The 22,650-nt window shown below is 70.1% G+C and carries 25 protein-coding genes; 17 read left to right on the top strand and 8 right to left on the bottom strand.

The genetic code is table 11. The features are described 5' to 3' along the window. Positions 1–420 (bottom strand): hypothetical protein, encoded by a 420-nt coding sequence (locus ACWCP2_RS10300; protein ID WP_450908146.1) that lies wholly within the window; start codon positions 418–420, stop codon positions 1–3. A 92-nt stretch (positions 421–512) separates the two neighbouring features. Between ACWCP2_RS10300 and ACWCP2_RS10295 the strand changes: the two genes are divergently transcribed. From ACWCP2_RS10295 to ACWCP2_RS10240, 12 genes are all read left to right on the top strand, one after another. Next, the gene (locus ACWCP2_RS10295) at positions 513–668 is read left to right on the top strand and encodes a DUF6131 family protein (protein WP_351370981.1); all 156 of its coding nucleotides are present in this window, start codon (positions 513–515) and stop codon (positions 666–668) included. A gap of 293 nt (positions 669–961) precedes the next feature. After that, positions 962–1,414: an SRPBCC family protein gene (locus ACWCP2_RS10290; RefSeq protein WP_450908145.1), complete on the top strand. Its 453-nt coding sequence runs from the start codon at positions 962–964 to the stop codon at positions 1,412–1,414. Beyond that, positions 1,407–2,996 (top strand): phytoene desaturase family protein, encoded by a 1,590-nt coding sequence (locus tag ACWCP2_RS10285; protein WP_450908144.1) that lies wholly within the window; start codon positions 1,407–1,409, stop codon positions 2,994–2,996. The genes ACWCP2_RS10290 and ACWCP2_RS10285 overlap by 8 nt, the downstream gene beginning before the upstream one ends. A gap of 128 nt (positions 2,997–3,124) precedes the next feature. Beyond that, a complete protein-coding gene (locus tag ACWCP2_RS10280; RefSeq protein WP_351370989.1) occupies positions 3,125–3,298 on the top strand; it encodes a CsbD family protein in 174 nt (57 codons plus the stop codon). A gap of 297 nt (positions 3,299–3,595) precedes the next feature. Beyond that, entirely contained in the window at positions 3,596–3,937 is a 342-nt protein-coding gene (locus ACWCP2_RS10275; RefSeq protein WP_450908143.1) for an STAS domain-containing protein, read from the top strand. Between the two features lie 220 nt (positions 3,938–4,157). Then, positions 4,158–5,567 carry an APC family permease gene (locus ACWCP2_RS10270; protein WP_450908142.1) on the top strand — a complete coding sequence of 470 codons (1,410 nt, stop codon included), beginning with the start codon at positions 4,158–4,160 and terminating at the stop codon, positions 5,565–5,567. Between the two features lie 603 nt (positions 5,568–6,170). Continuing rightward, on the top strand, positions 6,171–7,217 hold the full coding sequence (locus ACWCP2_RS10265; RefSeq protein ID WP_450908141.1) for a YihY/virulence factor BrkB family protein: 1,047 nt from the start codon (positions 6,171–6,173) through the stop codon (positions 7,215–7,217). A 223-nt stretch (positions 7,218–7,440) separates the two neighbouring features. After that, positions 7,441–7,854: a phage holin family protein gene (locus tag ACWCP2_RS10260; RefSeq protein WP_450908140.1), complete on the top strand. Its 414-nt coding sequence runs from the start codon at positions 7,441–7,443 to the stop codon at positions 7,852–7,854. Continuing rightward, entirely contained in the window at positions 7,851–8,339 is a 489-nt protein-coding gene (locus ACWCP2_RS10255; protein WP_450908139.1) for a DUF3618 domain-containing protein, read from the top strand. The genes ACWCP2_RS10260 and ACWCP2_RS10255 overlap by 4 nt, the downstream gene beginning before the upstream one ends. Continuing rightward, positions 8,336–8,602 carry a DUF4235 domain-containing protein gene (locus ACWCP2_RS10250; protein WP_450908138.1) on the top strand — a complete coding sequence of 89 codons (267 nt, stop codon included), beginning with the start codon at positions 8,336–8,338 and terminating at the stop codon, positions 8,600–8,602. Before ACWCP2_RS10255 ends, ACWCP2_RS10250 begins: the two co-directional genes overlap by 4 nt. 86 nt (positions 8,603–8,688) lie before the next feature. After that, positions 8,689–8,979, top strand: coding sequence for a hypothetical protein (locus ACWCP2_RS10245; protein WP_450908137.1), 291 nt, complete (start codon positions 8,689–8,691; stop codon positions 8,977–8,979). Positions 8,980–9,303: 324 nt separating this feature from the next. Beyond that, positions 9,304–10,401 carry a carboxylate-amine ligase gene (locus ACWCP2_RS10240; protein WP_450908136.1) on the top strand — a complete coding sequence of 366 codons (1,098 nt, stop codon included), beginning with the start codon at positions 9,304–9,306 and terminating at the stop codon, positions 10,399–10,401. A gap of 94 nt (positions 10,402–10,495) precedes the next feature. Here the strand turns inward: ACWCP2_RS10240 and ACWCP2_RS10235 are convergent, their stop codons facing one another. Further along, positions 10,496–11,659: an FUSC family protein gene (locus tag ACWCP2_RS10235; RefSeq protein ID WP_450908135.1), complete on the bottom strand. Its 1,164-nt coding sequence runs from the start codon at positions 11,657–11,659 to the stop codon at positions 10,496–10,498. Between the two features lie 300 nt (positions 11,660–11,959). On the opposite strand from ACWCP2_RS10235, the gene ACWCP2_RS10230 reads away from it, so the two are divergent. Both ACWCP2_RS10230 and ACWCP2_RS10225 read left to right on the top strand, forming a co-directional pair. Continuing rightward, the gene (locus tag ACWCP2_RS10230) at positions 11,960–12,097 is read left to right on the top strand and encodes a hypothetical protein (RefSeq protein WP_450908134.1); all 138 of its coding nucleotides are present in this window, start codon (positions 11,960–11,962) and stop codon (positions 12,095–12,097) included. Positions 12,098–12,777: 680 nt separating this feature from the next. Continuing rightward, on the top strand, positions 12,778–13,227 hold the full coding sequence (locus ACWCP2_RS10225; protein WP_450908133.1) for an SRPBCC family protein: 450 nt from the start codon (positions 12,778–12,780) through the stop codon (positions 13,225–13,227). 323 nt (positions 13,228–13,550) lie between these two features. On the opposite strand, the gene ACWCP2_RS10220 is transcribed toward ACWCP2_RS10225, so the two are convergent. Together ACWCP2_RS10220 and ACWCP2_RS10215 are read right to left on the bottom strand one after the other, a co-directional pair. Next, positions 13,551–14,282 carry a GAF and ANTAR domain-containing protein gene (locus ACWCP2_RS10220; protein WP_450908132.1) on the bottom strand — a complete coding sequence of 244 codons (732 nt, stop codon included), beginning with the start codon at positions 14,280–14,282 and terminating at the stop codon, positions 13,551–13,553. A gap of 48 nt (positions 14,283–14,330) precedes the next feature. After that, positions 14,331–15,092, bottom strand: a complete 762-nt coding sequence (locus ACWCP2_RS10215; protein WP_450908131.1) for a GAF and ANTAR domain-containing protein — start codon at positions 15,090–15,092, stop codon at positions 14,331–14,333. Positions 15,093–15,873: 781 nt separating this feature from the next. On the opposite strand from ACWCP2_RS10215, the gene ACWCP2_RS10210 reads away from it, so the two are divergent. Continuing rightward, positions 15,874–16,473 carry a DUF4232 domain-containing protein gene (locus ACWCP2_RS10210; protein WP_450908130.1) on the top strand — a complete coding sequence of 200 codons (600 nt, stop codon included), beginning with the start codon at positions 15,874–15,876 and terminating at the stop codon, positions 16,471–16,473. Positions 16,474–16,567: 94 nt separating this feature from the next. Here ACWCP2_RS10210 and ACWCP2_RS10205 read toward each other — a convergent pair whose 3' ends face one another. Together ACWCP2_RS10205 and ACWCP2_RS10200 are read right to left on the bottom strand one after the other, a co-directional pair. Then, a complete protein-coding gene (locus ACWCP2_RS10205; protein ID WP_450908129.1) occupies positions 16,568–17,053 on the bottom strand; it encodes a DUF5133 domain-containing protein in 486 nt (161 codons plus the stop codon). 211 nt (positions 17,054–17,264) lie between these two features. Continuing rightward, the gene (locus tag ACWCP2_RS10200) at positions 17,265–18,155 is read right to left on the bottom strand and encodes an STAS domain-containing protein (protein WP_450908128.1); all 891 of its coding nucleotides are present in this window, start codon (positions 18,153–18,155) and stop codon (positions 17,265–17,267) included. Positions 18,156–19,373: 1,218 nt separating this feature from the next. On the opposite strand from ACWCP2_RS10200, the gene ACWCP2_RS10195 reads away from it, so the two are divergent. Next, positions 19,374–19,598: a hypothetical protein gene (locus ACWCP2_RS10195; RefSeq protein WP_450908127.1), complete on the top strand. Its 225-nt coding sequence runs from the start codon at positions 19,374–19,376 to the stop codon at positions 19,596–19,598. A 55-nt stretch (positions 19,599–19,653) separates the two neighbouring features. Here ACWCP2_RS10195 and ACWCP2_RS10190 read toward each other — a convergent pair whose 3' ends face one another. Beyond that, positions 19,654–20,055, bottom strand: coding sequence for an ATP-binding protein (locus tag ACWCP2_RS10190; RefSeq protein ID WP_450908126.1), 402 nt, complete (start codon positions 20,053–20,055; stop codon positions 19,654–19,656). 97 nt (positions 20,056–20,152) lie between these two features. Then, positions 20,153–21,349: a PP2C family protein-serine/threonine phosphatase gene (locus tag ACWCP2_RS10185; protein ID WP_450908125.1), complete on the bottom strand. Its 1,197-nt coding sequence runs from the start codon at positions 21,347–21,349 to the stop codon at positions 20,153–20,155. A 312-nt stretch (positions 21,350–21,661) separates the two neighbouring features. On the opposite strand from ACWCP2_RS10185, the gene ACWCP2_RS10180 reads away from it, so the two are divergent. Next, on the top strand, positions 21,662–21,940 hold the full coding sequence (locus tag ACWCP2_RS10180; protein ID WP_450908124.1) for a GlsB/YeaQ/YmgE family stress response membrane protein: 279 nt from the start codon (positions 21,662–21,664) through the stop codon (positions 21,938–21,940). Positions 21,941–22,650: the final 710 nt, after the last annotated feature.

Raw genomic sequence — 22,650 nt, 5'->3', positions numbered from 1 at the left:
TCAGCGGGGTGCGGCTCGGTGACCGAACCAGCCGCGGCCCCGGTCCCGAGGGATGTCAGTCACGGGCGCACCGGTCTCGGCACGGGCCTCGTCACGCTGCTTGATGAGATCGTCGCGCTCTCGGTCGACGACGGCGGCCTCACGGCGTGACGCCCCGTGCTCCTGCCTCGCCCGCGAAGAGCGCCGGGCGGACCGGCGGACGCCGATCATGATCATGGCCAGGCCGAGCAGGGCCGCGGCTCCCACGATGATTCCGCTCAGGAAGAGGGATCCGGTCGAACCGGTGGCGTGATATCCGAGAATCGAGAAATCCCCGCCGGGTGTGCCGATTCCGTGACCGGCGCCGGTGTTGCCGAATATCCCCAGCAGGGCGACGGAGGCGGCGATGATCAGAATGATGAGTCCGAGGATGAGAATCATGGCACCGCTCCTTCGATCCGTGCCTGGACAGGCTGACGGATGCGGCTTGCGCCTACCCTGGTTGTGAAGCATCAAGCGAGTTGGAGGACACCATGCTCGTCCTCGGCATCATTTTGCTCATCATCGGTTTCGTGACGGGAATTTCGATCCTGTGGACTATTGGGATCGTCCTGTTGATCGTCGGAGCGGTTCTCTGGATCCTTGGTGCGGCCGGTCACGCCGTCGGGGGCCGGAAACACTACTGGTGACTGGAGTCCAGCATCGGGGAACGTGCACGGCCGGCAATCGACGTCGTCCGCGGAGGGGAGCCTCCAGCGGGTTGGTCCGAATCAGGGCTGCCCCTTGTTGGCTACTCTGGGTTACCGGATGGTAACGCGACCGCTCGCGCAGGGGGTGGGACGATGAACCGTGCCGGCGGTCGTGGCGCGAGCCGGCCGGGCGTCCAGGCGCCGCGGGGGGTTGGCGCGGAAGGCGGTGGGCACTCGCGTTCCACGCAGCGCTCCGCCGCTGCGTCCGATCTCCCCGGAGAAGGGCCTCTCCCATGGCCGTACGCAGTCACCTGATCCACTGCCCTCCGCAGACCGTCTGGCACGTACTCGCAGATCCGGAGTGTTACGGCGCGTGGGTCGTGGGACCGTCGGAGTCCACACCGCTCGATCATGCCTGGCCCGCGGTCGGATCCCGGCTCCGCTACACCGTTCGGCTCGGTCCTTGGAAGGCCGAGGGGATCACGACCGTTCGGCACCAGGAGCCCGGCAGGGAGCTGGAACTGGAGGCGGCGTTCAAAGCTCTGGGTACGGCGAGGATCTTCCTGCAGCTCCGGCCGTGGGGAGAGGAAACCCTGGTCGTGTGCGACGAGCATCCGCTGCGCGGGTTGGGCGGCGCCCTGCACAACCCGGCCGTCGAAGTGCTGCTCCAGATCCGCCACCGGGGGATGCTCGCCCGCCTGGCAAGGCTCGCGGAAAAGGAGCGGGCAAAGGACCGTCGTGCCTGACGCGGTGGTGATCGGCGCGGGCCCGAACGGGCTGGTGGCCGCGAACCTGCTGGTGGACGCCGGCTGGAGCGTGGAGGTCCTCGAAGCGCAGCCGGAGCCCGGCGGTGCCGTGCGCAGTGACCGGGGCGTCCATCCCGACTACGTATCGGACCTCTTCAGCGCCTTCTACCCGCTCGCCGCCGCCTCCCCGGTCCTCGCCCGCCTCGATCTCGCCGCCGAGGGCCTGCGCTGGAGCCACGCCCCCTCCGTACTGGCCCACCCGCTGTCCGACGGCCGCTGCGCCGTTCTGGAACGCCGGCTCCAGGACACCTGCGACGGGCTCGCGGAGTTCGCCGCGGCCGACGGCGACGCCTGGCAGGACATGTACCGCACGTGGAGCAGGATCGGGCCGGATCTCGTACAGGCCTTGTTCACTCCCTTCCCGCCGGTCCGCTCCGGGCTCCGGCTGGCCGCGGGGCTCCGTGCCTCGGGAGGGTTGCGCCTGGCTCGCAAACTGGCCCTCCCCGTGCGGCGCTTGGGTGAGGAGGAGTTCGCCGGAGAGGGTGGCCGGCTCCTGCTGGCCGGCAACGCCCTCCACGCGGACCTGGCTCCCGAGGCCGCCGGCAGCGGCGGCTTCGGCTGGCTGATGTCGATGCTGGGCCAGAGCCACGGCTTCCCCGTCCCCGTAGGGGGCGCGGGCGCGCTGACCGCCGCGCTCGTGAACCGGCTGCGCCGCCGCGGGGGAGTGCTGCGCTGCGGGGAGCGGGTCGCCTCCGTCGTCGTACGCGGCGGTACTGCGGTCGGAGTCGTGACGGCCGGCGGCGAGAGCGTCGCCGCACGGCGAGCCGTGCTCGCCGACACCTCGGCGCCGGTCCTGTACCGCGACCTGGTCGGCGAGGAACACCTTCCCGCCCGGCTCCTGCGGGACCTGGAACGCTTCCAGTGGGACTTCGCGACCTTCAAGGTCGACTGGGCGCTGACGGGACCGGTTCCGTGGACGGCCCCCCGGGCGGCCGGTGCGGGGACGGTCCACGTGGCCGACGGCATCGACGGCCTGACCCGCTTCGCCTCCCAGCTCGCCACGGGCCGGGTACCGGACGAGCCGTTCACCCTGTTCGGCCAGATGACCACGGCGGATCCCAGCCGCTCGCCGGCGGGTACGGAATCCGCCTGGGCCTACACCCACCTCCCGCAGCGCATCACCGGCGACGCCGGCCCGGACCGCATCACCGGGGCGTGGGACGCCCGCGAACAGGAAGCCATGGCCGACCGCGTCGAAGCCCAGGTGGAGCGCTTCGCTCCCGGCTTCCGCGCACTGATCGGCGCCCGCCGGATCCTGGCCCCCACCACCCTCCAGTCCATGAACGAGAACCTGCACAACGGCGCCATCAACAACGGCACCACCGCCCTCCACCAACAGGCGATCTTCCGCCCCACCCCGGGCACCGGCCGCCCCGAGACCGCGGTCAAGGGCCTCTACCTCGCCTCCGCGGCCGCCCACCCGGGCGGAGGCGTCCACGGCGCACCCGGCGCGAACGCCGCCCGCGCCGCCCTGCGCTCCCACGGGCTCCACGGCCTCCTCCACCGCGCCCAGCGCGTATGAACGACCGCTCAAGCGGGAGCTGTTTCGGAGGTACCGAGTGCCACAACGGTTTGGTCTGTTTGAGAGGGGCTGCAGTGGTCATACGGGGTTGCGTAAGGCTTTTTCCTAGAAACAGGGAGTGATCAGCTGTGTCTGGTGAGCAGAAGGCCGAGGCAAAGGGCGAGCAGGCCAAGGGCAAGCTCAAGGAGACCGCTGGCCGTCTGACGGGCAACGAGCGGCTGACCGCCGAGGGGCGCGCCGAGCAGGCCAAGGGTGATGCCCGCGAGGCCAAGGAGAAGGTCAAGGACGTCCTCAAGGACTGACGTGACATGCGTGGGGGCCGGAACCGCAGCGGCGGTTCCGGCCCCCACGCATGCCACCACTGGCCGGGGTCGGGTTGCCGCACCGGTTGCGGCAGCTCGGCCGGGGTAGGCGCGGAGTACCGATATGCCCGGCCTGGTGGAGATCCCGTCCTACCCGGTGGCCGCGATCCGTGGCCAGCGGCGGGTGCGGATTCCCCCGCTCGGCCGTGCGCGGCACCAGTCGCGCGCTTGGCGGCGCAACCACGTTCCCACTTCGGGCGCGGCCGTGATGGGCTCCCGAGGAACGGCGGATGCGCCATGGGCCTCAACGACTTCGCCATCGGCGTCACCGAGGAACCGGAGCGGGCCGTCGTGTCCGTGAGCGGCGACCTCGACTACGAGACGTGCTCCCAGCTGGCCCATGTCCTGGACATGCTCGTACTGCCCGAACGGATCCTGGTCCTCGACCTCGCCCACGTCACGTTCATCGGGACCTGCGCTCTCCACGTCCTGCTCGCGCTCCGTGCCCGTGCCATCGACGAAGAGTGGACCCTCGAACTCGCCGGCGCCCCCGACCAGGCGCAATACGTCTTCGACCTCACGGCCACCCGCCGCCTGTTCACCTTCATCCCCGCCCTCACACCGGCCCCCCGGCCGTGAACGCCCTCCGGCTCCCGCAGCCCGAACTGGGAGCCCGGAAGTCCCTCATTCGTGGTGGAAGGCCTCCTGCTGGAGAAGGGAAGGCCGGCCCCCGAGCGGATGTCTCTGTCCAAGAGCATCCGTTTGGATGTGTTTTCTGCGGTTAGGGGACCTCCTGTCTTCGCGAAGCGTCGGTCGACTCCCGTCCGACTGCGATCAGAGCTGTCCCAGGCCAGAACAGATGAGGCCCATGCGCACCCACCCCACCGCCGATGCCGGTTCCGGCGTCGTCGAACCGCTGCGCAAGGTCCTCACCACGCGCCTGCTGTACTTCTTCATCCTGGGAGACGTCCTCGGCGCCGGCGTGTACGTCCTGATCGGAGAAGTGGCCGCCAAGTCCGGCGGCGCCGTCTGGGTGCCCCTCACGGTGGCCCTCCTGCTGGCGCTGCTGACCGCCGCCTCGTACGCGGAGCTCGCCACGAAGTACCCACGGGCCGGCGGCGCCTCGTACTACGCCACCCGCGCCTACGGGCCCGCCGTCGGCTTTTTCACGGGGTTCTGCATGCTGGCGGCGGGTCTCGTGTCGGTCGCGGCGCTCGCCCGGGGCTTCGCGGGCGAGTACCTGACCGCGCTCGTCTCGCTGCCGGTGGTAGGCGTTGCCGTGGTCTTCCTGGTCCTCCTGGGTCTGCTGAACGCACGCGGCATTCGAGAGTCGACCCGGGTCAACACCTTTGCCACCCTGATCGAGACGGGCGGTCTGCTGCTTGTGGTGGGGCTCGGCGTGTGGATTGCCGCGCGCGGTGACGGCGACGTCGGCAGGCTCACGCAGCTCGGTACGGGCTCCGCCTCGCCGGCGGCCGCGGTGCTGGCGGGAGCGGTCCTCGCGTACTACTCCTTCGTCGGGTTTGAGACCTCGGTGAACGTGGCCGAGGAGACGCTGGATCCGGGACGCTCCTACCCCCGCGCCCTTTTCGGCGCGCTCGCCACCGCGGGAATCGTCTACGCCGCCGTCGGCGCGGCGGCCTCCGCGGCCATACCCACCTCCACCCTGGCCGCCTCCGACGGCCCGCTGCTCGAAGTCGTCCACGCGGCCGGCGCCGTCCCGCCACGGCTGTTCGCGTTCATCGCCCTGGTCGCCGTCGCCAACGGGGCGCTGCTCACCGGGATCATGAGCTCACGTCTGGCCTTCGGGATGGCCAGGGAGGGACTCCTGCCCGCGTTCCTCACCCGCGTCCTCCCGGTGCGCCGCACCCCGTGGGCGGCGATCGCCGCCACCACCGTCGTGTCCGCGCTGCTCGCCGCGACCGGCGAGATCGACGTCCTGGCGGGGACGCTCGTACTGCTCCTGCTGGTCGTGTTCCTGACGGTGAACACCGCCGTACTCGTCCTGCGCCGACGCGACCGGTCCGCCCCGGCCACCGCCCACTTCCGCGCACCCACGGTCGTACCCGTGCTCGGTGCACTCTCGTGCGTGGTCCTGGCCACACAGGTGGAGGGCGAAGTGTGGGTCCGGGGTGTGGTCCTGATGGCAGTCGGCGTGGCCCTCGGCGTCCTCGTCCTGTGGCAGCGACGCCGCCGTCCGGCGCATGACGAGGCGTCCCTGCCGGGCCGGGGCCACTCACCCGAGCCGGCGCCGGCTCCGGAGGCTTGAACGGCGGTCGGCTCCTACAGCTACAGCTACAGCTACAGCCATGGCCGGCCGTGGCCGCGGAAGGCCCCCTACAGGGCTCCTGCCGCGAGCGCCATGAGGCCCACGGCGACACCTGCTCCTGGTCGTCTTCGCCACCCGCCCGGAGCACCGTTCGGACCTGCTTACGCTGCCCGGCTTCCCCCGCACCGGCCGGACCCACCTCCTCGACCACCCGGATCCCGAAGTACGCGCCCTGGCCGCAGCCGATCCCACTCCGCCCGACCTGTCAATGGACGACGCCGATGAGGCGATGCGCCGGGCCGCCGCGGCCGACCCGCGCCTGACACCGGAAGCCGTGGAGATCTCCTCTCCGACCCCCGCACCGCAGAAGGCGCCGCGGCCAACCCACCCCTCCCTGTGGCCCGTACGCTCTCCTCGACCATTGCCTCAACGGAGCCGCCACCCCACCGACCGCGGCGGGACGCCGAGACGCGACGCCCGCGGAGCGAGCACAGGCAGGGCAACCTCTGCCCGCCATCGGCCAGCGCCGACACACCGGACAGGCGTTTCCAAGTCGCGCGTCCTCGCTGACATGAGTGAGGAGGTGCTGGACAGGCGCATGGCATGACACGCACATCGAAGCCAGGCCCAGACGCGCATGACCAGTGCGGGGAAACCGGTCCCGAGGACGCGGCAGGACCGGATCCGCAGGTGGAAGAACGGGCGCCCGACCGGCCCACTGAGCTGCCGAAGAAGTCGTGGAAGGCGGTGCTGCGCGGCACCGTGAAGGAGTTCCAGGAGGACGAGCTCGCCGACCGGGCCGCGGCGCTCACCTACTACGGGGTCCTGGCGCTCTTCCCCGCGCTGCTGGTGCTCGTGTCGCTGCTGGGCATCGCCGGGGAGTCGGCGACGAAGCAGGTCCTGGACAACCTGCAGCAACTCGCTCCCGGTTCGGCGCGGGACGTGGTCAGCGACGCGGTGCACCAGCTCCAGGGCCACTCCGGGGTGGGCTCGCTCCTGGCGATCGTCGGCCTGGTCGTCGCCGTGTGGTCGGCGTCGGGCTACATCGCCGCCTTCATCCGCAGCTCGAACGCCGTCTACGACATCCCCGAAGGCCGCCCCGTCTGGAAGGTCCTCCCGCTGCGCCTGGTCCTCACCGTCACGCTGATGATCCTTGCCGTTGCCAGTGCGCTGATCGTCGTCTTCTCCGGCGCCCTGGCCCGGCAGGCGGGCACCGCGCTCGGAGTGGGGGACACGGCTCTGACCGCGTGGTCGATCGCGAAGTGGCCGGTGCTGGTCCTCCTCGTCACGATCATGATCGCGATCCTGTACTGGGCCGCCCCGAACGCGAAGGGCCGGGGGTTCAAGTGGGTGACGCCGGGCAGCGTCCTGGCGCTGGCCATCTGGATGGCCGCCTCGGCCGGCTTCGCCTTCTACGTCGCGAACTTCGCCTCCTACAACAAGACCTACGGCACCCTCGCCGGTGTCATCGTCTTCCTCGTGTGGTTGTGGATCACCAACCTGGCGATCCTCCTCGGGCTGGAGTTCGACGCCGAAATGACCCGGCAGCGGGCGATCGCCGGCGGACTCCCCGAGGACGAGGAACCTTACGTCGAGCCCCGCGACACCCGTGCCTGGAGCGACGGCGACCACCGCCGCATGGAGCACTGACCCCCTGCATCGTTCCCTCACGTTGGTTGCCGAGCGGGTGGCGGGGCCGTTGCGGGGTAGTCGCGGGATGACGGCGGCCTGGACATCTCGATGAGGAGGTCCCGCAACGTACTTCAAGGTCCGTCCGCAGCCCGTACAGGACACCGCGGGTAGCGCCGGGCAAAGCCCCAGGCCGACGCAACGCACGTTCCGTCAAATGGAAGAAGGGCAAGGTGTCCGCATCATGAGTACGGCAGAGCGAGAGCATCACACCGCAGACGACTCGGTGGGCGCCCTGGTCTCGCGCGCCTCGCAGCAGATGTCCGAGCTGGTGCGCGAGGAAATGCGACTGGCCCGGGCGGAAATGACCGACAAGGGCAAGCACTACGGGAAGAGCGGCGGCTTCTTCGGCGCCGCGGGGCTCCTCGGCATGCTGGCACTTCAGGCCCTGGCCGCCACCTGTATCGCCGCGCTCGCGCTGGTCCTGCCGGTGTGGGCGTCGGCCCTCGTCGTCACCGCGGTCCTGGGCCTCGCGGCCGCGCTGGCCGCACTGGCCGGCAAGAAGCAGATCGCCCGGGCAGGCTCCCCGGCTCCCGAGCAGACCATCGACAGCGTCAAGGCCGACCTGGCCGAGATCAAGGAGAAGGCACACCGATGAACGACGACGCCCGTACCAACATCGGCATTCCCACCCCCAGTTCCGGCGGCCACGGATCCGCGGAACTGCGCGAGCAGGTCGAGCACACCCGCGAGGAGCTCGGCCGGACCGTCGAGGCTCTCGCGGCGAAGGCCGACATCAAGGCCCAGGCCAAGGAGAAGACGGCCGCGATCAAGGACCAGGCCGCCGAGCAGGCGGCTGTGGTCTCCGGCCAGATCCGTGAGAAGGCGGAGCAAGCCGCCCAGGTGGTGAAGGACAGCACGCCCGACCCCGTCCTGGAGCGGACCGCGCAGGCCGCGGCGCAGGTACGGGATGGCGCGTCCAAGGCGGGCCGGTACGCGCTGGACAAGACCCCCGACCCGGTCCTGGAGAAGGCCGGCCAAGCAGCGACGGCCGCACGCGCCCACCGCGGCCCGCTCCTCGCGGCCGGAGCCGCCGTTGTCGCCCTCCTGCTGGTGCGCCGCAGCCGAGGACGCCGCAAGTGAGCGCTTCCCAGATCCCCTACAAGCCGGTCGGGATGGCCCTCGGCGTCGTGAGCGGCATGATCGCGGGCGCGGCGTTTAAGCAGGCGTGGAAGGTCGTCGCAGGCGAGGGCGACGCTCCCGGAGCCACCGACGAGGGCCGGTCCTGGAAGCAGATCCTGCTCGCCGCGGCCATCCAGGGCGCGATCTTCTCCGTGGTCAAGGCCTCGGTCGAACGGTCGGGCGCAGTAGCCGTACGACGTGCGACGGGCACTTGGCCCGGCTGACCCGCCGCGGTGGCAGCCCGCCCGAGCCGGCCGGCACCACCCCTTCTGCTTGCGCTGTCGACGCCCATCTCTTCGTGGAGGAAGTCATGGCCGTGCAACACGGTCTGCAGGCCCTGGCTGCTGTGGCCGTCACGGTCGTCACGGCCGGCGTCCTCACGGGGCGCTGGTGGTCTGCTCGCGCACGACGCAACGGGCACGGCGCTGGGGCCGCCCGTGCCCCGTGGCGCCGGACAGCACCCGCTTTGGGCGGGGCCGGTACGGGCCACGACCGCGTGATCAGTCTGCACACGGCTTTCCTCGACCGGACGGACCAGCAAGTGCTGAGGACAGCAGACGAACACCTCGACCAGTACTGGGCGAGCATCGCCCCGCTCTGACAGGTTGGGCCGTGAAAGGGGCGGGCCAGTCGCCACCCCTGAACCCGTTGAGGATCTCGCGGGCGCCGACCCTGTGCGTCCCGGAGTTCTTTCCGCCGCGCCACAGGCTGGTCCGGCTCGCTGCCTCGGGTCTCGATCAGTCCGTCGGTGAGCACTAGGAAGAGGCTGTCCGGTTCGACCAGCACGATGAGACGCTGGTGGTAGGTGTGCAGGGCATGCTGCAGCTGGCTCATGACCACGGCTGCTTGGAGGGGAGCGTCCCCGCGACGTCGCTGGAGGACGAACGAATGGGGTGATCATGGAGTGTGCGGGTAGCCGCATGAGGTGATCACCCTCGGAGTCGAAGAAGAGTATCTGCTGCTGGATCCGGCCACCGCCGAACCGACTCCCACGGTGGAGGAGGTCAGCCGCACGGCCGGCCTCGGGTCCCTCGCGGAGCAAGGCGAAGTGCAGGACGAGCTGCTGCAGGCACAGATCGAGGTGGCGACTCCCATCTGCTGGGCGCTCGACGAGGTCGGAGGCCACTTGCTCCGGTTGCGCCACGCTTTGGCTTCGGCGGCCGAGTCCAACGGCTGTCGGATCGCGGCGACCGGTGCGGCTCCGGTGCGCGGGGTCCTGCCCGTACCCGTCACCCGTAAGGCCCGGTACCTGCGGATGGAGGGTGAGGCCCGTCAACTCGTCGACGAACACCTGATCTGCGGGATGCACGTCCACGTGGGGGTGCCTGATCGGGAGACGGGGGTGGCCGTGCTCAACCGGATCCGGGTGTGGCTGCCGACGCTGCTGGCCATGTCGGCGAACTCGCCGCTGTGGGACGGGCGTGACACGGGCTTCGCCAGCTGGCGCACCATCGTCTTCAGCCGCTGGCCCGTCAGCGGTCCCCCGCCGCACTTCGAGGGGCTCGCCGACTATGAGCGCCGTCTGGATGCGTTGGTGACCTCTGGCGTCATAGCCGACAGGGGACAGATCTACTGGCAGGCCAGACTGTCCGATCGCTACCCGACCATCGAAGTGCGCTGCCCGGACGTCCAGTTGACGGCCGAGGACGCCGTGCTGCTCGCCGGTGTCATCCGTGCCCTGGTCGCCACGGCGATCGCCGAGGAGAAAGCGGGCCTGCCGCCCGTAACGGCGAGCGGCACGGAGGTTCTGCAGGCTGCGACGTGGCATGCGGCCCGGTACGGACTGAACGGCAGCCTCGTAGGGCCGGACGGCCGACCTGGCAGCAGCGGAGACGTCCTGTGTGCCCTCATGCGCCACATCACACCCGCCCTGGAGGATGCCGGTGACCTTCGGGAGGTGAGCGCGCTGTCGCATCGCCTCCTACGTGAGGGCACGCCTGCCGACCGCCAGCGCCGCGCTCTTGACGATGGCGGGCTGTCAGCACTGACTGGACTGATAACCGGCTCGGTACCGCCCAGTTGAAAACCGGGCACGTCCCGGCGTCCCCATCGCCGTTTGTCCGGCGGAGTTTCTGCTCGGGGTCCGGTGGCGGGGATCGTCCGTCCACAGGTCCGGTTCAGGCGTTGCTGAGGTCCTGTCGGCCCGTGCGGAGATCGGCCAGGAGGCGCGCGGCGTCGGTCAGCAGGGTTCCCTGGAGGGTCGGGGCCGCTGATCGGGCTTCCGGATCGCGCTGGGATGCCCTGTGGACCTCATCGAGCTGGGCCGACGCTTCCTCGATCGTGCGGTTCAGGCGGCTGTCATCGGTGCGGGGGGTGCGTCCCATCTCGTCCATCGCGTCGGCCGAGGTCCTGAGGACGGCGGCGAGGCCGGTGCGGAAGGTCGGCGGCAGGTCTTCGATTTCCCGGCTGTCGACGGCGTGGTCCAGCGTGCGGGTGAGGGAGCGCAGGTGGTCCAGTGAGTGCTGGGCGATCGTGACCGATGCGCGGGTCCGGGGCAGGGCGCCGGCGGCGCCTTCGAAGCTGCGCCGGGGGTTGAGGAGGCCGTTCTCCTCCTCCGTCTCGATGCCGCGGTGAAGGTCCTCGCAGTCGTGGGAGAGGCGGCGCCAGTCCTGTCGCCACTGCCGCACCCGGTCGGCGTCGGGAGCCGTCGCTTCGAAGGTGTCGGCCAGGCCGGTCATCCGTTCGCTCAGCTCCGCGAAGAGATCGGTGGCGGCCGTCTGCCGGTGACGGGCGTGGCGGGCGGGGGCGAGGACGAGGTGGGCGGTGAGTCCGCAGACCGCACCGATCGCCACTGACGCGGCGAGGTGGCCGATGTAGTCGATCCGGCCCTGCCCGGAGGAGAAGGCGAAGAATCCCACGATGGCGACCTGGGTGCCCTGCTGACCCAGCCGTCGTGCGCGGCCGAGACAGAGGGCCACCAGGGTGAGGAGACCGAAGGTCCAGCCGTGGATGCCCGCGGTGGCCGCCAGCGCGGCGGCGAGTGCGGCGCCCGCCGCCATGGCCAGGGCGTACTGGGCGCAGTCGCGCAGGGAGCGGTACACGGTCGCCTGCAAGGCCACCATGGCGGTGTACGGCGCGAACGTCGCCACGGCCGGCGGCAGGAAATGGCGGGCGGCGGTCCAGGCCACCATGGCCGCCACGACGGTCTTCGCCCCCAGGAGCAGGGTGTCCCGCTCACTGCCCGGCGTCCCTACGGCACGCCGCGCGAACGCGACGGCCCGCGCGGCCGCCGCCTTCGCCCGTCCCGGAATTCCTATCGGTGCGCTGAGCCCTTCCGGCACGACGCCTCACCTCCCGGGGGCCCGTCTGCCCCTACGGCGTCCATAAACGCCCGGGACCTGCTGTGACATGGCCGGGGAGGGAGGCCGGAGCCGAACTCCAGCTCGCCCGGTCCCGCCCCTCGACGAAGCGGCGTCCTTCACCGAAGCCCCCCGGCCGGAGCAGGAGCTGCACACCCGACACGACTCCGCCACCCAGTTCACGCGCCCCGGCTTCTGGTTGTCACTGGCAGGCGTGACGACCAAGTGCCTGGGCAAACGCCCCGAATCTGTGGCACCCGCCCTTCCGGAAGGAACTGAAGAATGCTGATCGACTTTGCACTCTCGCCCCAGGCCAGGGGTCAATGGATACCGGACGGCTGGCACTTGCCGATATTCGCGGTGTCCATTGCCGCGGTGGCGGTGATCATCTGGGTGTCACGACGCCGCCAGGGGAAGTGAACGTCTCCGGCGGAAGCGGTGCCGTCTACGCGTCGGGCCGCCCAGTAACAGGGGGCGTAGGCGTAGACAATCTTTCCGCCGTCGGGGGCGGGGTCGGTGCGGGTGGAGGGGGCCTTGACGAGGTGCCTCCTCGCAGCCGTCGAATCCCCGACCACCTGCGCACGGGCCGGCCGGCACCGCGAAGCACCCGCGAGGAGTCGAGCCACGGCGCGTGCCCCCCCGCCCCCGCGCGTCAGGTCGGCGCTGTCGCGCGGGACGCAGCGCGCTGGTGGGGGCGGAGGCGGTCTGGTGGCCGCCCGGACGCGACGCTTGTCGGGTGTCGTGGATGCTGTCGTGTGCTGCTGCGGCTATGGCTTGGGGGTGATGCCGAACTCCGTGTAGAGCCGTTCGTAGTCGGCGGAGGCGCCGTGTGCTCCAGGCTGACGATGCGGCGCGCGTCCTCTCCGACTACAGGCGTGCACGCCACTCCTCCGGAGCGCTTACGAGCCTCGGCACCTCTCGGCGATGGCCTCTGCTGGAGCGTGATCGGCGCCCGAGCGGTCTGCCACCGTTTACCGGTCATGAAGTGGGTGTGAGTGGGCAGGCGCGACGTTGCGGGGAGGGTCTCCCGCAGCGAAGCAGGCTCCGGATCTGGCGCCGGATGCCGGTTGCCGGACGCCGGAAACAGAAGGGATCGACTCGTGTCGAAGGTAGAAGAGTCCGTCGAGGTGGATGTTCCCGTGCGTACCGCCTACAACCAGTGGACGCAGTTCGACTCGTTCCCTCAGTTCATGGAGGGTGTGGAGCGCATCGACCAGCGCACCGACACGATGACGCACTGGGTGACGAAGGTCGCCGGTGTGGAGCGGGAGTTCGAGGCGGAGATCACCGAGCAGATCCCCGACGAGCGGGTCGCTTGGACGACGTTGGCGGGCGAGGTCAAGCAGGCCGGAGTGGTCACCTTCCACCGTCTCGACGACGCCAGGTGCAAGGTGATGCTCCAGCTCGACTATGACCCGGAGGGCTTCGCCGAGAACGTCGGCGACAAGCTGGGCTTCGTCAAGCGGAGGGTTTCGGGCGATCTCAAGCGGTTCAAGGAGTACATCGAGGACCGCGGCCGGGAGACCGGTTCCTGGCGCGGCGAAGTCTGATCTGCCGGCGCTGGTTCTGCGATCGGGCCCCTGGCAGTAAGACGCCCCGGGGCCCGATCGTGTGCGGGCAAGCACTCGCGCCTGCGGGTGGCTGCGAAGCCGTAGGGCTACGGCGCCGTGGGCGCGGAAGTCTGGCGACTCCGCCGAGGCCGGGGCTCCGTTCCGTCACCCGGTTGAGGCCGGTTACTAGGTCGCCGGGCTTCTTGAGCTCCTTGCTGACTCGCCTGCTGGGATGAAGAACCTTGCCTGATCTGCCGAAGCCCCGTCGCACCGCGTGGGACGGGTAGTGGCTCGTCCTCGCGGATTTTGGTCGGCTTCCCTGGTCAGGCTTCGGTGGTGAGGACGCTCTCGGGGGTCATGCGTCGGCGTACGAGGTTCTCGGCGATGTCGATGGCGCGTTGGCGGTGGTCGGCCGCATAGGCGTGCAGGTGGCGTGCGGCTTCGGAGGGGCTGATCTCTGCGGTGGCGGCGAGCATGCCGAGGGCGATGTCCAGGACGGCTTTGCTGGAGAGGGCGGCCTGCGTGCGGGTGACGATGTCGTAGGGCCGCAGGGGTTCGCGGCTCCAGGTCAGGACCGAGGTGGCGGCCGTGTGGGCGAGGGCCTGGAGGAGGCCGGCGTCTGCCGGGGGGAGGGGGGCGGGGGTGTGGGCGAGGAGGTTGAGGGCGCCGATGTTCTGGCCGCGCAGGTGCAGGGGGAAGCTGTGGGCGGCCTCGAATCCGGCGGTGCGGGCCAGCGGGGTGAAGGTGGGCCAGCGGTCGCCGGCTGTGGCGAGGTCGTCGGCGTGGACGGGGTGACCGGCGGCGTAGGCCTCGATGCAGGGGCCCTCGGAGACCTGGATCTGGAAGACCTCGGTGAGTTCGACGCGGTCCTCGGTGAAGGTCACCGACTGAAGGCGGCCCCGGGCGTTGGCGAGCATGACGCCCGCGGCGTCCATGGCGGTGAGCCGTACGCAGTGGTCGGCCAGGCGGCGCAGGAGCGTGAGGGGGTCCACGTCGTCGGCGACGGTATCGGTGAGGCTGACGAACGCCTCGGTGATCTCCAGTTCGCGGTTCATCTCTGTCCTCACCGTCTTCTCTGCTGGGTCCGGCCGTACGGGGTCAACCTAGTCATCGAACCTGACCCTCCCGGCGAGGACGTCGCGGGCGGCCTCGGTGATGCTCTGGCCCTGGGCAAAGGCGTGGGCGCGCAGGCGTGCCAGGGCTTGGGGAATGTCCTGGTTGATGTGCACCATGATCATGCCGGTGGCCTGGTGGACCTCGTCGTGGTCGAGTTCGGCCGCGTCCAGCCATGCCGCACCGCCGCCGGGGGGTTCCTGGGCCTGGAGGGCGAGCAGCGCCGTGGTGATCGCGTCCGCCGCGGGAAAGGCGAAGGAGCGGTCCCGATCGGAGAGGGGACCGGGACGGTCACGGTAGAGGTCGAGGGTGCCCACCGCGAGGCCGGGAAGCCCCAGGGGGAGCGAGAACACCGCTCGCACGCCGAGGGCGACGGCTTGCTGGGCGAACATGGGCCAGCGCCGGGCGTCCGTGCCTCCGGTCAGATCCGCCGCCAGGACCGGCGCCGCCAGGCCCCGGGCGACACGGCCCGGGCCGTCGCCGAGCGTGTACTGGGCTTCGGCGAGCTGGCTAGCCACCGGATTGCTGGACCACCACAAAGTGTGGTCGTCGCCGTCCCCGCCCAGGGACACCGAGGCGCCGGTCACGTCCAGCAGGTCCACGCACGCCCGGCACAGCGCGGCCGGGGTGTCGATCCCGGAAGCGGAGGTGTCCGCACGGGATGCCGCGAGGGCTTGTGAGAGCCGCTTGAGGTCTTCTTCACCGCCGAGGGGCGCGTCTTGGCCTTCAGGAAGGTCGGCATAGTCACCCACGACGGTTCACCTCCCCCACCGGTATCCAGTTCGCATTGTCTCCCAGCTGCTACCCATACACCGCCTCCCGACACGGGCCCGCTGCCGCGGGCACCTCAGGAGCAGGGATGGGCTCCCTTGCGCGCTCGACGGATCCCGGCTGCCCGCTGGGTCAGCACCCGGACCTCAAGAGCCCGGCGCAGCCCTGAAACCCCGACGGCGGCGTCGCTCTCGCGCACACTTTCCCCAGGGTGGGCTGGAACTGGGCGCGCATGTGGCGAGGGGGTGAGCGTCACTACGGGGATCTCCCGTTGGGCCGCCCAGGCATCGATTGCAGCCAGAGCGTCTACGGGCGGCGGGTACGGGGCGCGGTCGAGGTCCAGGATCAGCGAGTCCGCGCTTCCCCCGAGGCCCACGAGCATGTCCGTGAGGATCTCCAACGAGGCTTTCGCCCGGCCGACTGTGCTTCGGCCGGGGCACAGGGTCAGCACGGCCACGGAGCCGTAGAGGCGTACCTGTGCTGCATAGGGCTTCACGGTGGGCTCCCCTTGCACGAGTTCACCGGCTACGGAACGAGAGGGAGGAGCGGCTGAGGCTGCTGCTCGCGGAACACGGTTTATTGGTGGCGACCCGCGTTCATTTCCGTCGTTCAATGCCCCTGCATCCTCCGCCCAGCAGCGGATCCGCCGCCGTTCGGGAGCGAGGCGGGCCATGAGCGACGGAACCGGAACGGTCCATCCATTCCACGATCCCACGCCGCAGCCCGGACGGGGGCGGCCGGTCGAGCAGCTGGGGGCGTCTGATGCAGGGGGAGCCGCCAGGTGGAAACGTAGGGTCGGGGGATGCGTGTACTGGGGCGGGCGAAGTAGATCGGTTTGATAGCGGGGGCGGCTGCCCTGGGGTTGGTGCTGATCGGGTGTGGCTCCGTCATGGAGTCGATCGGGGAGTCTCCGCCGAAGGCCGGCGCGCTGCCTTGCCCGGAGGGAGGGGTGCGGCTGAGCGGAACGCGGCGATGGGGCTGCGGGTCGCGGACTTCCAGCTGGTCAACTGCGGTTCGGTGGCGTACGTGCTGGAGGGCTACCCGGAGATCCAGCTGCTGGATGCGGCGGACCGCCCCGTTCAGGTGGACATCGGGCACGGAGCGAACGGAGTGACCTCGTCCGCCGGCGGCATGGACGCACCGCCACAGCGGGTGACGCTTCAGCCGGGCCAGGCCGCCACGACGGGGCTGGTGTGGCGCAACCTGGTCACCGACTCGACCGTGCCCGCCGCCGAGGGGCGGACCCTGCGGCTCGTCCCCAAGCCGGGCGCTCCCCGGCTGGCGCTGCGGCTGAGCGCGCCTGTGGATCTGGGCAACACCGGCAACCTGGGCCTGAGCCCCTGGTCGGCGCTCGCGCGCTGATCAGCGCCGCAAGTCCATGGGGCGGGACCGGCCGATCACCAAAGGCGGAGGCCGGCCGCGCAGCGTCGTCACGGGCCTCGGGCAGCCGCGTTTGTTACCGCGTGCTGTTCAGGTGCAGTTCGGCGGCGGCGATGGCGTTCTGCAGTCGGGGCTGACCGATCAGGACACACAAGGTGTAGGCGGCGTCGTCCATGGCACGCAGCGCGCCCGGGTCGCTTGGGGCCTGGGCCAGGCGGGCCTGGCAGCCGCGAAGGCGGGAGAGGACTTCTTCGGTGCGCGTAGGGCTCGGCCGAAGGCCGGTTTCCCGGGCCTGCTCCGGCGACGAGGGGGACTGAGCCGCCAGCACCGTACGGTGCAAGGCCCGTTCGACGTGTGCCGGGACGGCGTCACCCCGGGCGGTGGCCACCAGCGCAGCGGCTACTTCGGCTGCGGGCAGGCCCGCCAGGTCGGCGGTGGCCTGCAGGATCTGTGTGGCCTCCCGCGCCGAGCAGGGCACCGTCGCCATCAGCATGCCGGTGGCCCATGCCGTCACCGGGCTCGCCACCAGGGGCCGGGAGCCCGGGGCGGGCGAGTCCTGCACGGGGGGAGGCGGCGGATCGGCAGGGAGGGCCACGGGGGTTCCATTCACGGCGGAAGGAGGAGCTGGGCAGATCCACGTAACGTCTGCGAAGTTCCCCACGGCGGGGCGCCGAAGTGTAAACAGGGCTCTGGCACCCCCGATGGGGGCCGGCAGTCCCGATAGCGAGGTCGGGGTTCGCTTGGCGAACACCCTCCCCTCGCGGCGACACCGCTCACAGCACCGACCGTGGGCCCGGAGGGGCGCAGGTTTGCGCCAGTGCCTTCGCGGACTCTTCCCAGCTTCGTGCCTCGGCGATGCCGACGGCTCTGCGCAACGCTGCCCGGTACATGAGGGCGGCCCGTAGTTCCCGCGTCTGGCGTAGCTGTACGTAGCGGGAAAGGGCGGGGAACGCCCGGCGGGAGCGGGCGACGGTCTCGGTGAGGAGGAGAGGACCCGGCTGCCAGCCGATGGTCAGCAGTACGGCGCCCTGCTCGTTGGTGCGTTGCTCCAGTGCGGCGAGGAACCGCAGGCCGCTCAGGTCCATGAACGAGACGTCCCGCATGTCGACCACGACCGCCACCGTCTGGGCGGGGATCGCGGGCAGGAATTTCTGAGTGCCGGAGAGGTCGAGTTCGCCGTGCAGGGTAACCAGGAAGGTGTCCCCTATGAGTCGGCCGTCAGCTGTGTAACCCGGGAGCGCGGCCTTCCGCCCGTCGGGATCGGCGGGTTGCACCACACGGGACTGGTCCGCTGTATCCCGCTCGGCAGGGTGGAAGAGCTTGTCGGTTCCGGTTAGCTCAAGCAGGCGGGCAACGGGGCGGCTTACGGCCCGGATGGTCAGGGGCCGGCCCACGGCTTCAGCGTGCACGCGCGCACGAAGGAACTCGTTCAGTCCGGAGCAGTCACAGAAAGTGACATTCTCCAGATCGAGAGTGAGCGGGCCCTCGGAGGAGCACAAGACGGCCGTCAGAATGCTTCGAAGATCAGGAGCTCTGTCGAGGTCGACATCCCCTGAGATCGTGACCAGAACCTCCCCGACTGAGGAACTCACACTCACGCAAAGCCTCGGAATCCCGATGGCGGCCTCCTGCGGCGTAGGCGAAGCGGGTGCGTGGGGAGTCATGGCCTGGTCCTTGTGCCCTTGGGCGGCGGAAGGAAGCAGGTAGGCGCGGATCCTGCCGAGGGTGACGGTGCCGGACGGACGGCATGCCGGCCGATGCCGACAGAACGCGTTACGGCCCGACTGGGCCGCCTAGCGGCATCGGTGTCCGAGAAGGGGCGCACGGTCTGGTCCGCCGTCCGGGATAGGAGCCCGTCACGGTCGGCTCCCGGATTCGGGCGGAGTAGGCCGTCAAGCGCACGGCAGTACGTGCCGTGCGAAGCCGAGCAAGACCACCCGCACCTGCCGTCAGCCACCTCAGGTGACCGGGCGGCGGCGCGGGGTCTCCCACCAGCCAGGCTGGTTCCCTTTGAGCGTTGCACGTTTCCACCCCTAAGACCAGCCCGTGCCCGGCCGCATGCCGGTGGATGGCCGGTATGGTCCGAGCCGCCTCCTCCCCGACGCAGCCCACCCCGGAGATGGCAGTCCCGAGCCTGGGATGACCGACTGGGGAGCTGGCATGTGGGAGCTGGGTGGGGGCATAAGCCGGACGTGCCGCAGTCCCCCGAGCGGGGCAGGGTAACCAAGGTGCTCAGCCTGCTGCGGCGCAACAGCTCCGCCGACTCCGCTTGGCAGCCAGAATCGAGGGCGAGCCGCATAACCGCGTGCGGGCAGGTCTGTTGGTACCCAGGACCATCCTCGATGGGCCGCCTGGCGGGCGCTTTCGTCCCCCGGTCGGGGTTGCGTCGGGAGGGCTCCGCCCGAGGTAGTGCTCCCAGCGGAATGGGAGGACAGTATGAACTCAGTTCCGTTGACCCCACGCGAATGGCGCGTCCTTGCCGTCATCGAGTCAGAGCTCAGCAGGGACAGGGACCTGGACCGCCGGTTGCGAACCATGCGATGCCCCCTGTCCAGCCCGATGGCCACGGCCCGCCCAGCCTTGTGGTGTGGTCTGCTTGCCAGCCTGGGACTGCTGGTCGCGGCCACGGTGACGGCTTCGGAAGCGCTCGCTTTGGCATTCGCCGTGGTCTGGCCGACCACGCTCGTGCTGGCGGCGGTCGTGCTCCGCGGTTGGTGCCTTCTACATCCCGGGGTCCAGTGAGGAGGCCGGAGCAGGGAGATACGCCCCGTCCGGGCCGGGCAGGCGCGCCGCTGAGGGCGTATCGAGGCCCGCTCCTCCGCGTCGTAGAGGGGGCGTGGCCTTGGGAGCGCTCCGTTGGGTCGCACACCAAGGAGGAGCCCATGTCCGACAACGAACCGGAAGCTGACAGGGACGCGCGGGAGCTCGCACCCGAATTGCCCGACGCGGGAGCGATGGTCGATGAGCACGGCCGTCCGCCCGGAGCGCCTTCGCGCAGGGGCACCGGATCCAGCGCACCGGCCGCCGATCCCGAGCGCGTGGAGCGCGCCGCCAGGCCCCGCCCTGCCGACGGGGTGGAGACGGGCGGAGGCGCCGGATCCACCTGATGCCGCGGCAGCTGCCGATACGGTGCCAGGTTCGCGCGTGCCGTCGGTCGGGCCGCTACCAGGGGGCGTAGGCGTAGATGGTCTTTCCGCCGTCGGGGGTGGGGCCGGTGCGGGTGTGGGTGGTGAGGGTCTTGATGAGGTGCATTCCGTAGCCGCCGCTGCCGTCGATCTGGGGTACGCGGGGCTCGGCTGCGGTGGGGCTGGTGTCGGTGACGCGGATCTCGATGTGGTCCTGGTGGAGTTCGAGGTGGACGGCGGCGGGTCCCTCGGTGTGGCGGATCGCGTTGGTGACGAGCTCGATGACGACCAGGAGGACCGCGTCGGCGTACTCAGGCCGTGCGGGGGCTCGGATCCGGGCCGCGTGCTCGAGGAACTCGTGCGTGACGCCCCGTACTGTGGTCGTGGCCTGGCCGACGCGTGGCACAGGTTGGTCGAGGACGAGCATGGGCGCAACCACGAATGTCTTCCTCCACAGGGTAGGCGTGCCCGGCGCCTGCCCTCTTTGCAGGCTCCCACCCCATTTGCTACGCCTCAGGCTTTCCCTGTCACGACGATCAGTTGTTCGTTTGGCGCCCTTCGCCGTGGGGGCCGTGCCAGTCGAGGCACAGGACGGTGGCGTCGTCCTTCGGCGCTCCGCCGTCGTAGGCGTCGCTGACGGCGCCGACCAGGGTGCGTACGACCTCGCGTGGATGCTCGGCCATGGTCTTGCGGAGGAGGGCCGGCAGATCGACGGTTTCGGCGTCGCGTTCCTGCATGCCGTCGGTGTGGAGCAGGAGCCGGTCACCGGGCCGCAGGTCAAGGGCCTGGACTGTGTAAGGGCCCGTGAGGGAGACGCAGCCGAAAGGCAGGTTCACGGTCAGGGGCAGCTCGGTGACGGCGCCTTCGCGCAGCAGGAGGGGCCAGGGGTGGCCGGCGTTGACGAGCTGAGTGCTGCTGCCGTCCAGGGCGATGCGCAGGAGCTGGCCCGTCGCCATGGTCTGACGCCCGTGGTCGAGGAGGGCCTGGTGGACCTGGCGGGCCTGCTCGGCCAGGTCTTCGCCGGCGCGGCGGGCGCCGCGGGAAGCGTTGACGAGGAGGGTGGCCATGAGGGCGGCGTCGACGTCGTGGCCCATGGCGTCGGTGATCGACAGGTGGAGGGTGTGGGCGTCGAGGCTGTAGTCGTAGGTGTCGCCGGCGATGGAGGAGGCGGGAACCAGGGCCCCGGCGAGGGTGAACTGCGGCGCCTGGCAGGTAGCGGCGGTCGGCAGGAGCTGGCGCTGGATCTCCGCGGCCAGGCTGACGGTGGTGGTGCGGTTGCCCCAGTGGTAGAGGTCGGTGAAGCGCCGGTCGGTGACCAGGATGTACGCCAGAGCGTGTGCGGCCCCCTCCACCTGCAGGAGTACCTCCGGTGTGACCTCGGGCAGGAAGAGTTCCAGGACGCCGATGGTGTCACCGCGGTTCGTCACCGGTGCGAGAACCCGCTGTCCCTGCCCGCCGTTGGCCGCGAGCACCACCTTCTGGGAGCACAGGACCTCGTCGTACACGGTGCTGCCGGAAAGCGGGACCTGGCGGGCGCGGTCCTCGTGCTGCGCGCCCGCCGTGTCGTGGACCCGCAGCAGGCGGCGGCCCACGACGTCGACGAACAGGAACGATACGGAGCGCGCGTCGAACCGGTCGCGCAGGTTGCGGGCCACCACATCGAGCGAATCCACGGGCGCGGCCGCCTCCGCGGCCTCCAGAACCGCGGCCAGTGCCAGTCGGTCGCGCTCCACATCAGCCTCCATCGATCACGGACGACCCATCCGCCGACGCAGCCGCACTGTCCAGATACCCATAATTGGGCATACCTCTTCAACGTATTCTCCCCGCGCAGCCCTTCGGATGCACGGACGAGCATCTCCTCGGGTACGAACCCGGGCGCCGGTTCGGGCCAGAGGGTACGCCCGGTAGTCAGCCGTGTGCTCGCAGAGGTCGGCAGGCGCGCGGTCACCAACCCGGGAGCTCGGGATTCGAACGTTTGAAAACCTCGGCGCGGTGCAGACGAGTGCTAACACCGACTTTATTCATCGAGGTAGGAGAAGCGCATGGGCATCATTGCTTGGATCCTGATAGGGCTGCTCGCGGGCTTCATCGCGAAGGCGCTGATGCCGGGCAAGGACCCGGGCGGCGTCATCATCACCATGCTCATCGGCATCGCGGGCGGTCTGCTCGGCGGATTCCTCGGCAAGGTCATCTTCGGTGTCGACTCGATTGACGGGTTCTTCGACCTCTCGACCTGGATCGCCGCCATCATCGGCTCGGTCGTCCTCCTCGTCGTCTACCGACTGGTCACCGGAAACAATCGCCACCACAGCCACGCTTGAGCGACCCAGTCGCATTCTGACGGTGAAGGCTCCCCCTCGCTTGAGGGGGAGCCTTCTGCTGCTTACGCGTTCGGGCCAGTTCATTGGTCGGCTCTCACCTCACAGGGCGGCCCCGCGGCGTTGCCCTGTGAGGTGGGCAGACAGGAAGGGGGCGCAGGCTGCCGGTCTGACGGCATACCCACCGGCTTTCCGGAGACGAGGGGGCACGCGGCCAATTCACCTGCTGCCCCGAGCCCCTTGCGATACTGACGCGATGACGAATACCGAAAAACCAGCTGACCGAAATTTGGAACGGGCCATCCTGGAACTGTTGGAGCGCCGCGGCCCGACCGCCTCAGACGCTGCGCGAGCGGTCTATGAAGGGAAAGATGACGGCTGGCGCGCTCATGGAACCGGCTCGCCGTCAGGCGCCTCTTCTCGTTTTAGAAGAAGACGAGCTTCTTCGGGGAGTACGACACGAGGAGGTTCTTCGTCTGCTGGTGGTACAGCGGCTGCACCCACTCTGACCAGTAGTCATGACGGTTGGCGCGGCTCTCTAACGGGGCCTGGTCCGGGAACGGTCCGGGTCTTGACCCGCGTGGCCCTGAAGTGGAGCGAACGGGATAGGCTGGGAGATCCTGGTACTGATGGGGAGCGGTTTGCTGCTGGGCTGGCCACCGCGCCGAAAATGAGCGGCGCGCGATCGCCGGATGTGGCTCCCTGGCTGATTG

The organism is Streptomyces sp. NPDC002104 (genome assembly GCF_053593795.1).
This window is presented reverse-complemented; position numbering and strand designations above follow the sequence as displayed.

What these genes read in the sequence shown, in the direction of transcription:
- ACWCP2_RS10210 (WP_450908130.1), top strand. Translation starts at nt 15,874, where the DNA reads ATGCAGGGGGAGCCGCCAGGTGGAAACGTAGGGTCGGGGGATGCGTGT.
- ACWCP2_RS10270 (WP_450908142.1), top strand. Translation starts at nt 4,158, where the DNA reads ATGAGGCCCATGCGCACCCACCCCACCGCCGATGCCGGTTCCGGCGTC.
- ACWCP2_RS10265 (WP_450908141.1), top strand. Translation starts at nt 6,171, where the DNA reads ATGACACGCACATCGAAGCCAGGCCCAGACGCGCATGACCAGTGCGGG.
- ACWCP2_RS10260 (WP_450908140.1), top strand. Translation starts at nt 7,441, where the DNA reads ATGAGTACGGCAGAGCGAGAGCATCACACCGCAGACGACTCGGTGGGC.
- ACWCP2_RS10195 (WP_450908127.1), top strand. Translation starts at nt 19,374, where the DNA reads ATGTCCGACAACGAACCGGAAGCTGACAGGGACGCGCGGGAGCTCGCA.
- ACWCP2_RS10180 (WP_450908124.1), top strand. Translation starts at nt 21,662, where the DNA reads ATGGGCATCATTGCTTGGATCCTGATAGGGCTGCTCGCGGGCTTCATC.
- ACWCP2_RS10300 (WP_450908146.1), bottom strand. Translation starts at nt 420, where the DNA reads ATGATTCTCATCCTCGGACTCATCATTCTGATCATCGCCGCCTCCGTC.
- ACWCP2_RS10290 (WP_450908145.1), top strand. Translation starts at nt 962, where the DNA reads ATGGCCGTACGCAGTCACCTGATCCACTGCCCTCCGCAGACCGTCTGG.
- ACWCP2_RS10220 (WP_450908132.1), bottom strand. Translation starts at nt 14,282, where the DNA reads ATGAACCGCGAACTGGAGATCACCGAGGCGTTCGTCAGCCTCACCGAT.
- ACWCP2_RS10200 (WP_450908128.1), bottom strand. Translation starts at nt 18,155, where the DNA reads ATGACTCCCCACGCACCCGCTTCGCCTACGCCGCAGGAGGCCGCCATC.
- ACWCP2_RS10245 (WP_450908137.1), top strand. Translation starts at nt 8,689, where the DNA reads ATGGCCGTGCAACACGGTCTGCAGGCCCTGGCTGCTGTGGCCGTCACG.
- ACWCP2_RS10295 (WP_351370981.1), top strand. Translation starts at nt 513, where the DNA reads ATGCTCGTCCTCGGCATCATTTTGCTCATCATCGGTTTCGTGACGGGA.
- ACWCP2_RS10230 (WP_450908134.1), top strand. Translation starts at nt 11,960, where the DNA reads ATGCTGATCGACTTTGCACTCTCGCCCCAGGCCAGGGGTCAATGGATA.
- ACWCP2_RS10255 (WP_450908139.1), top strand. Translation starts at nt 7,851, where the DNA reads ATGAACGACGACGCCCGTACCAACATCGGCATTCCCACCCCCAGTTCC.
- ACWCP2_RS10275 (WP_450908143.1), top strand. Translation starts at nt 3,596, where the DNA reads ATGGGCCTCAACGACTTCGCCATCGGCGTCACCGAGGAACCGGAGCGG.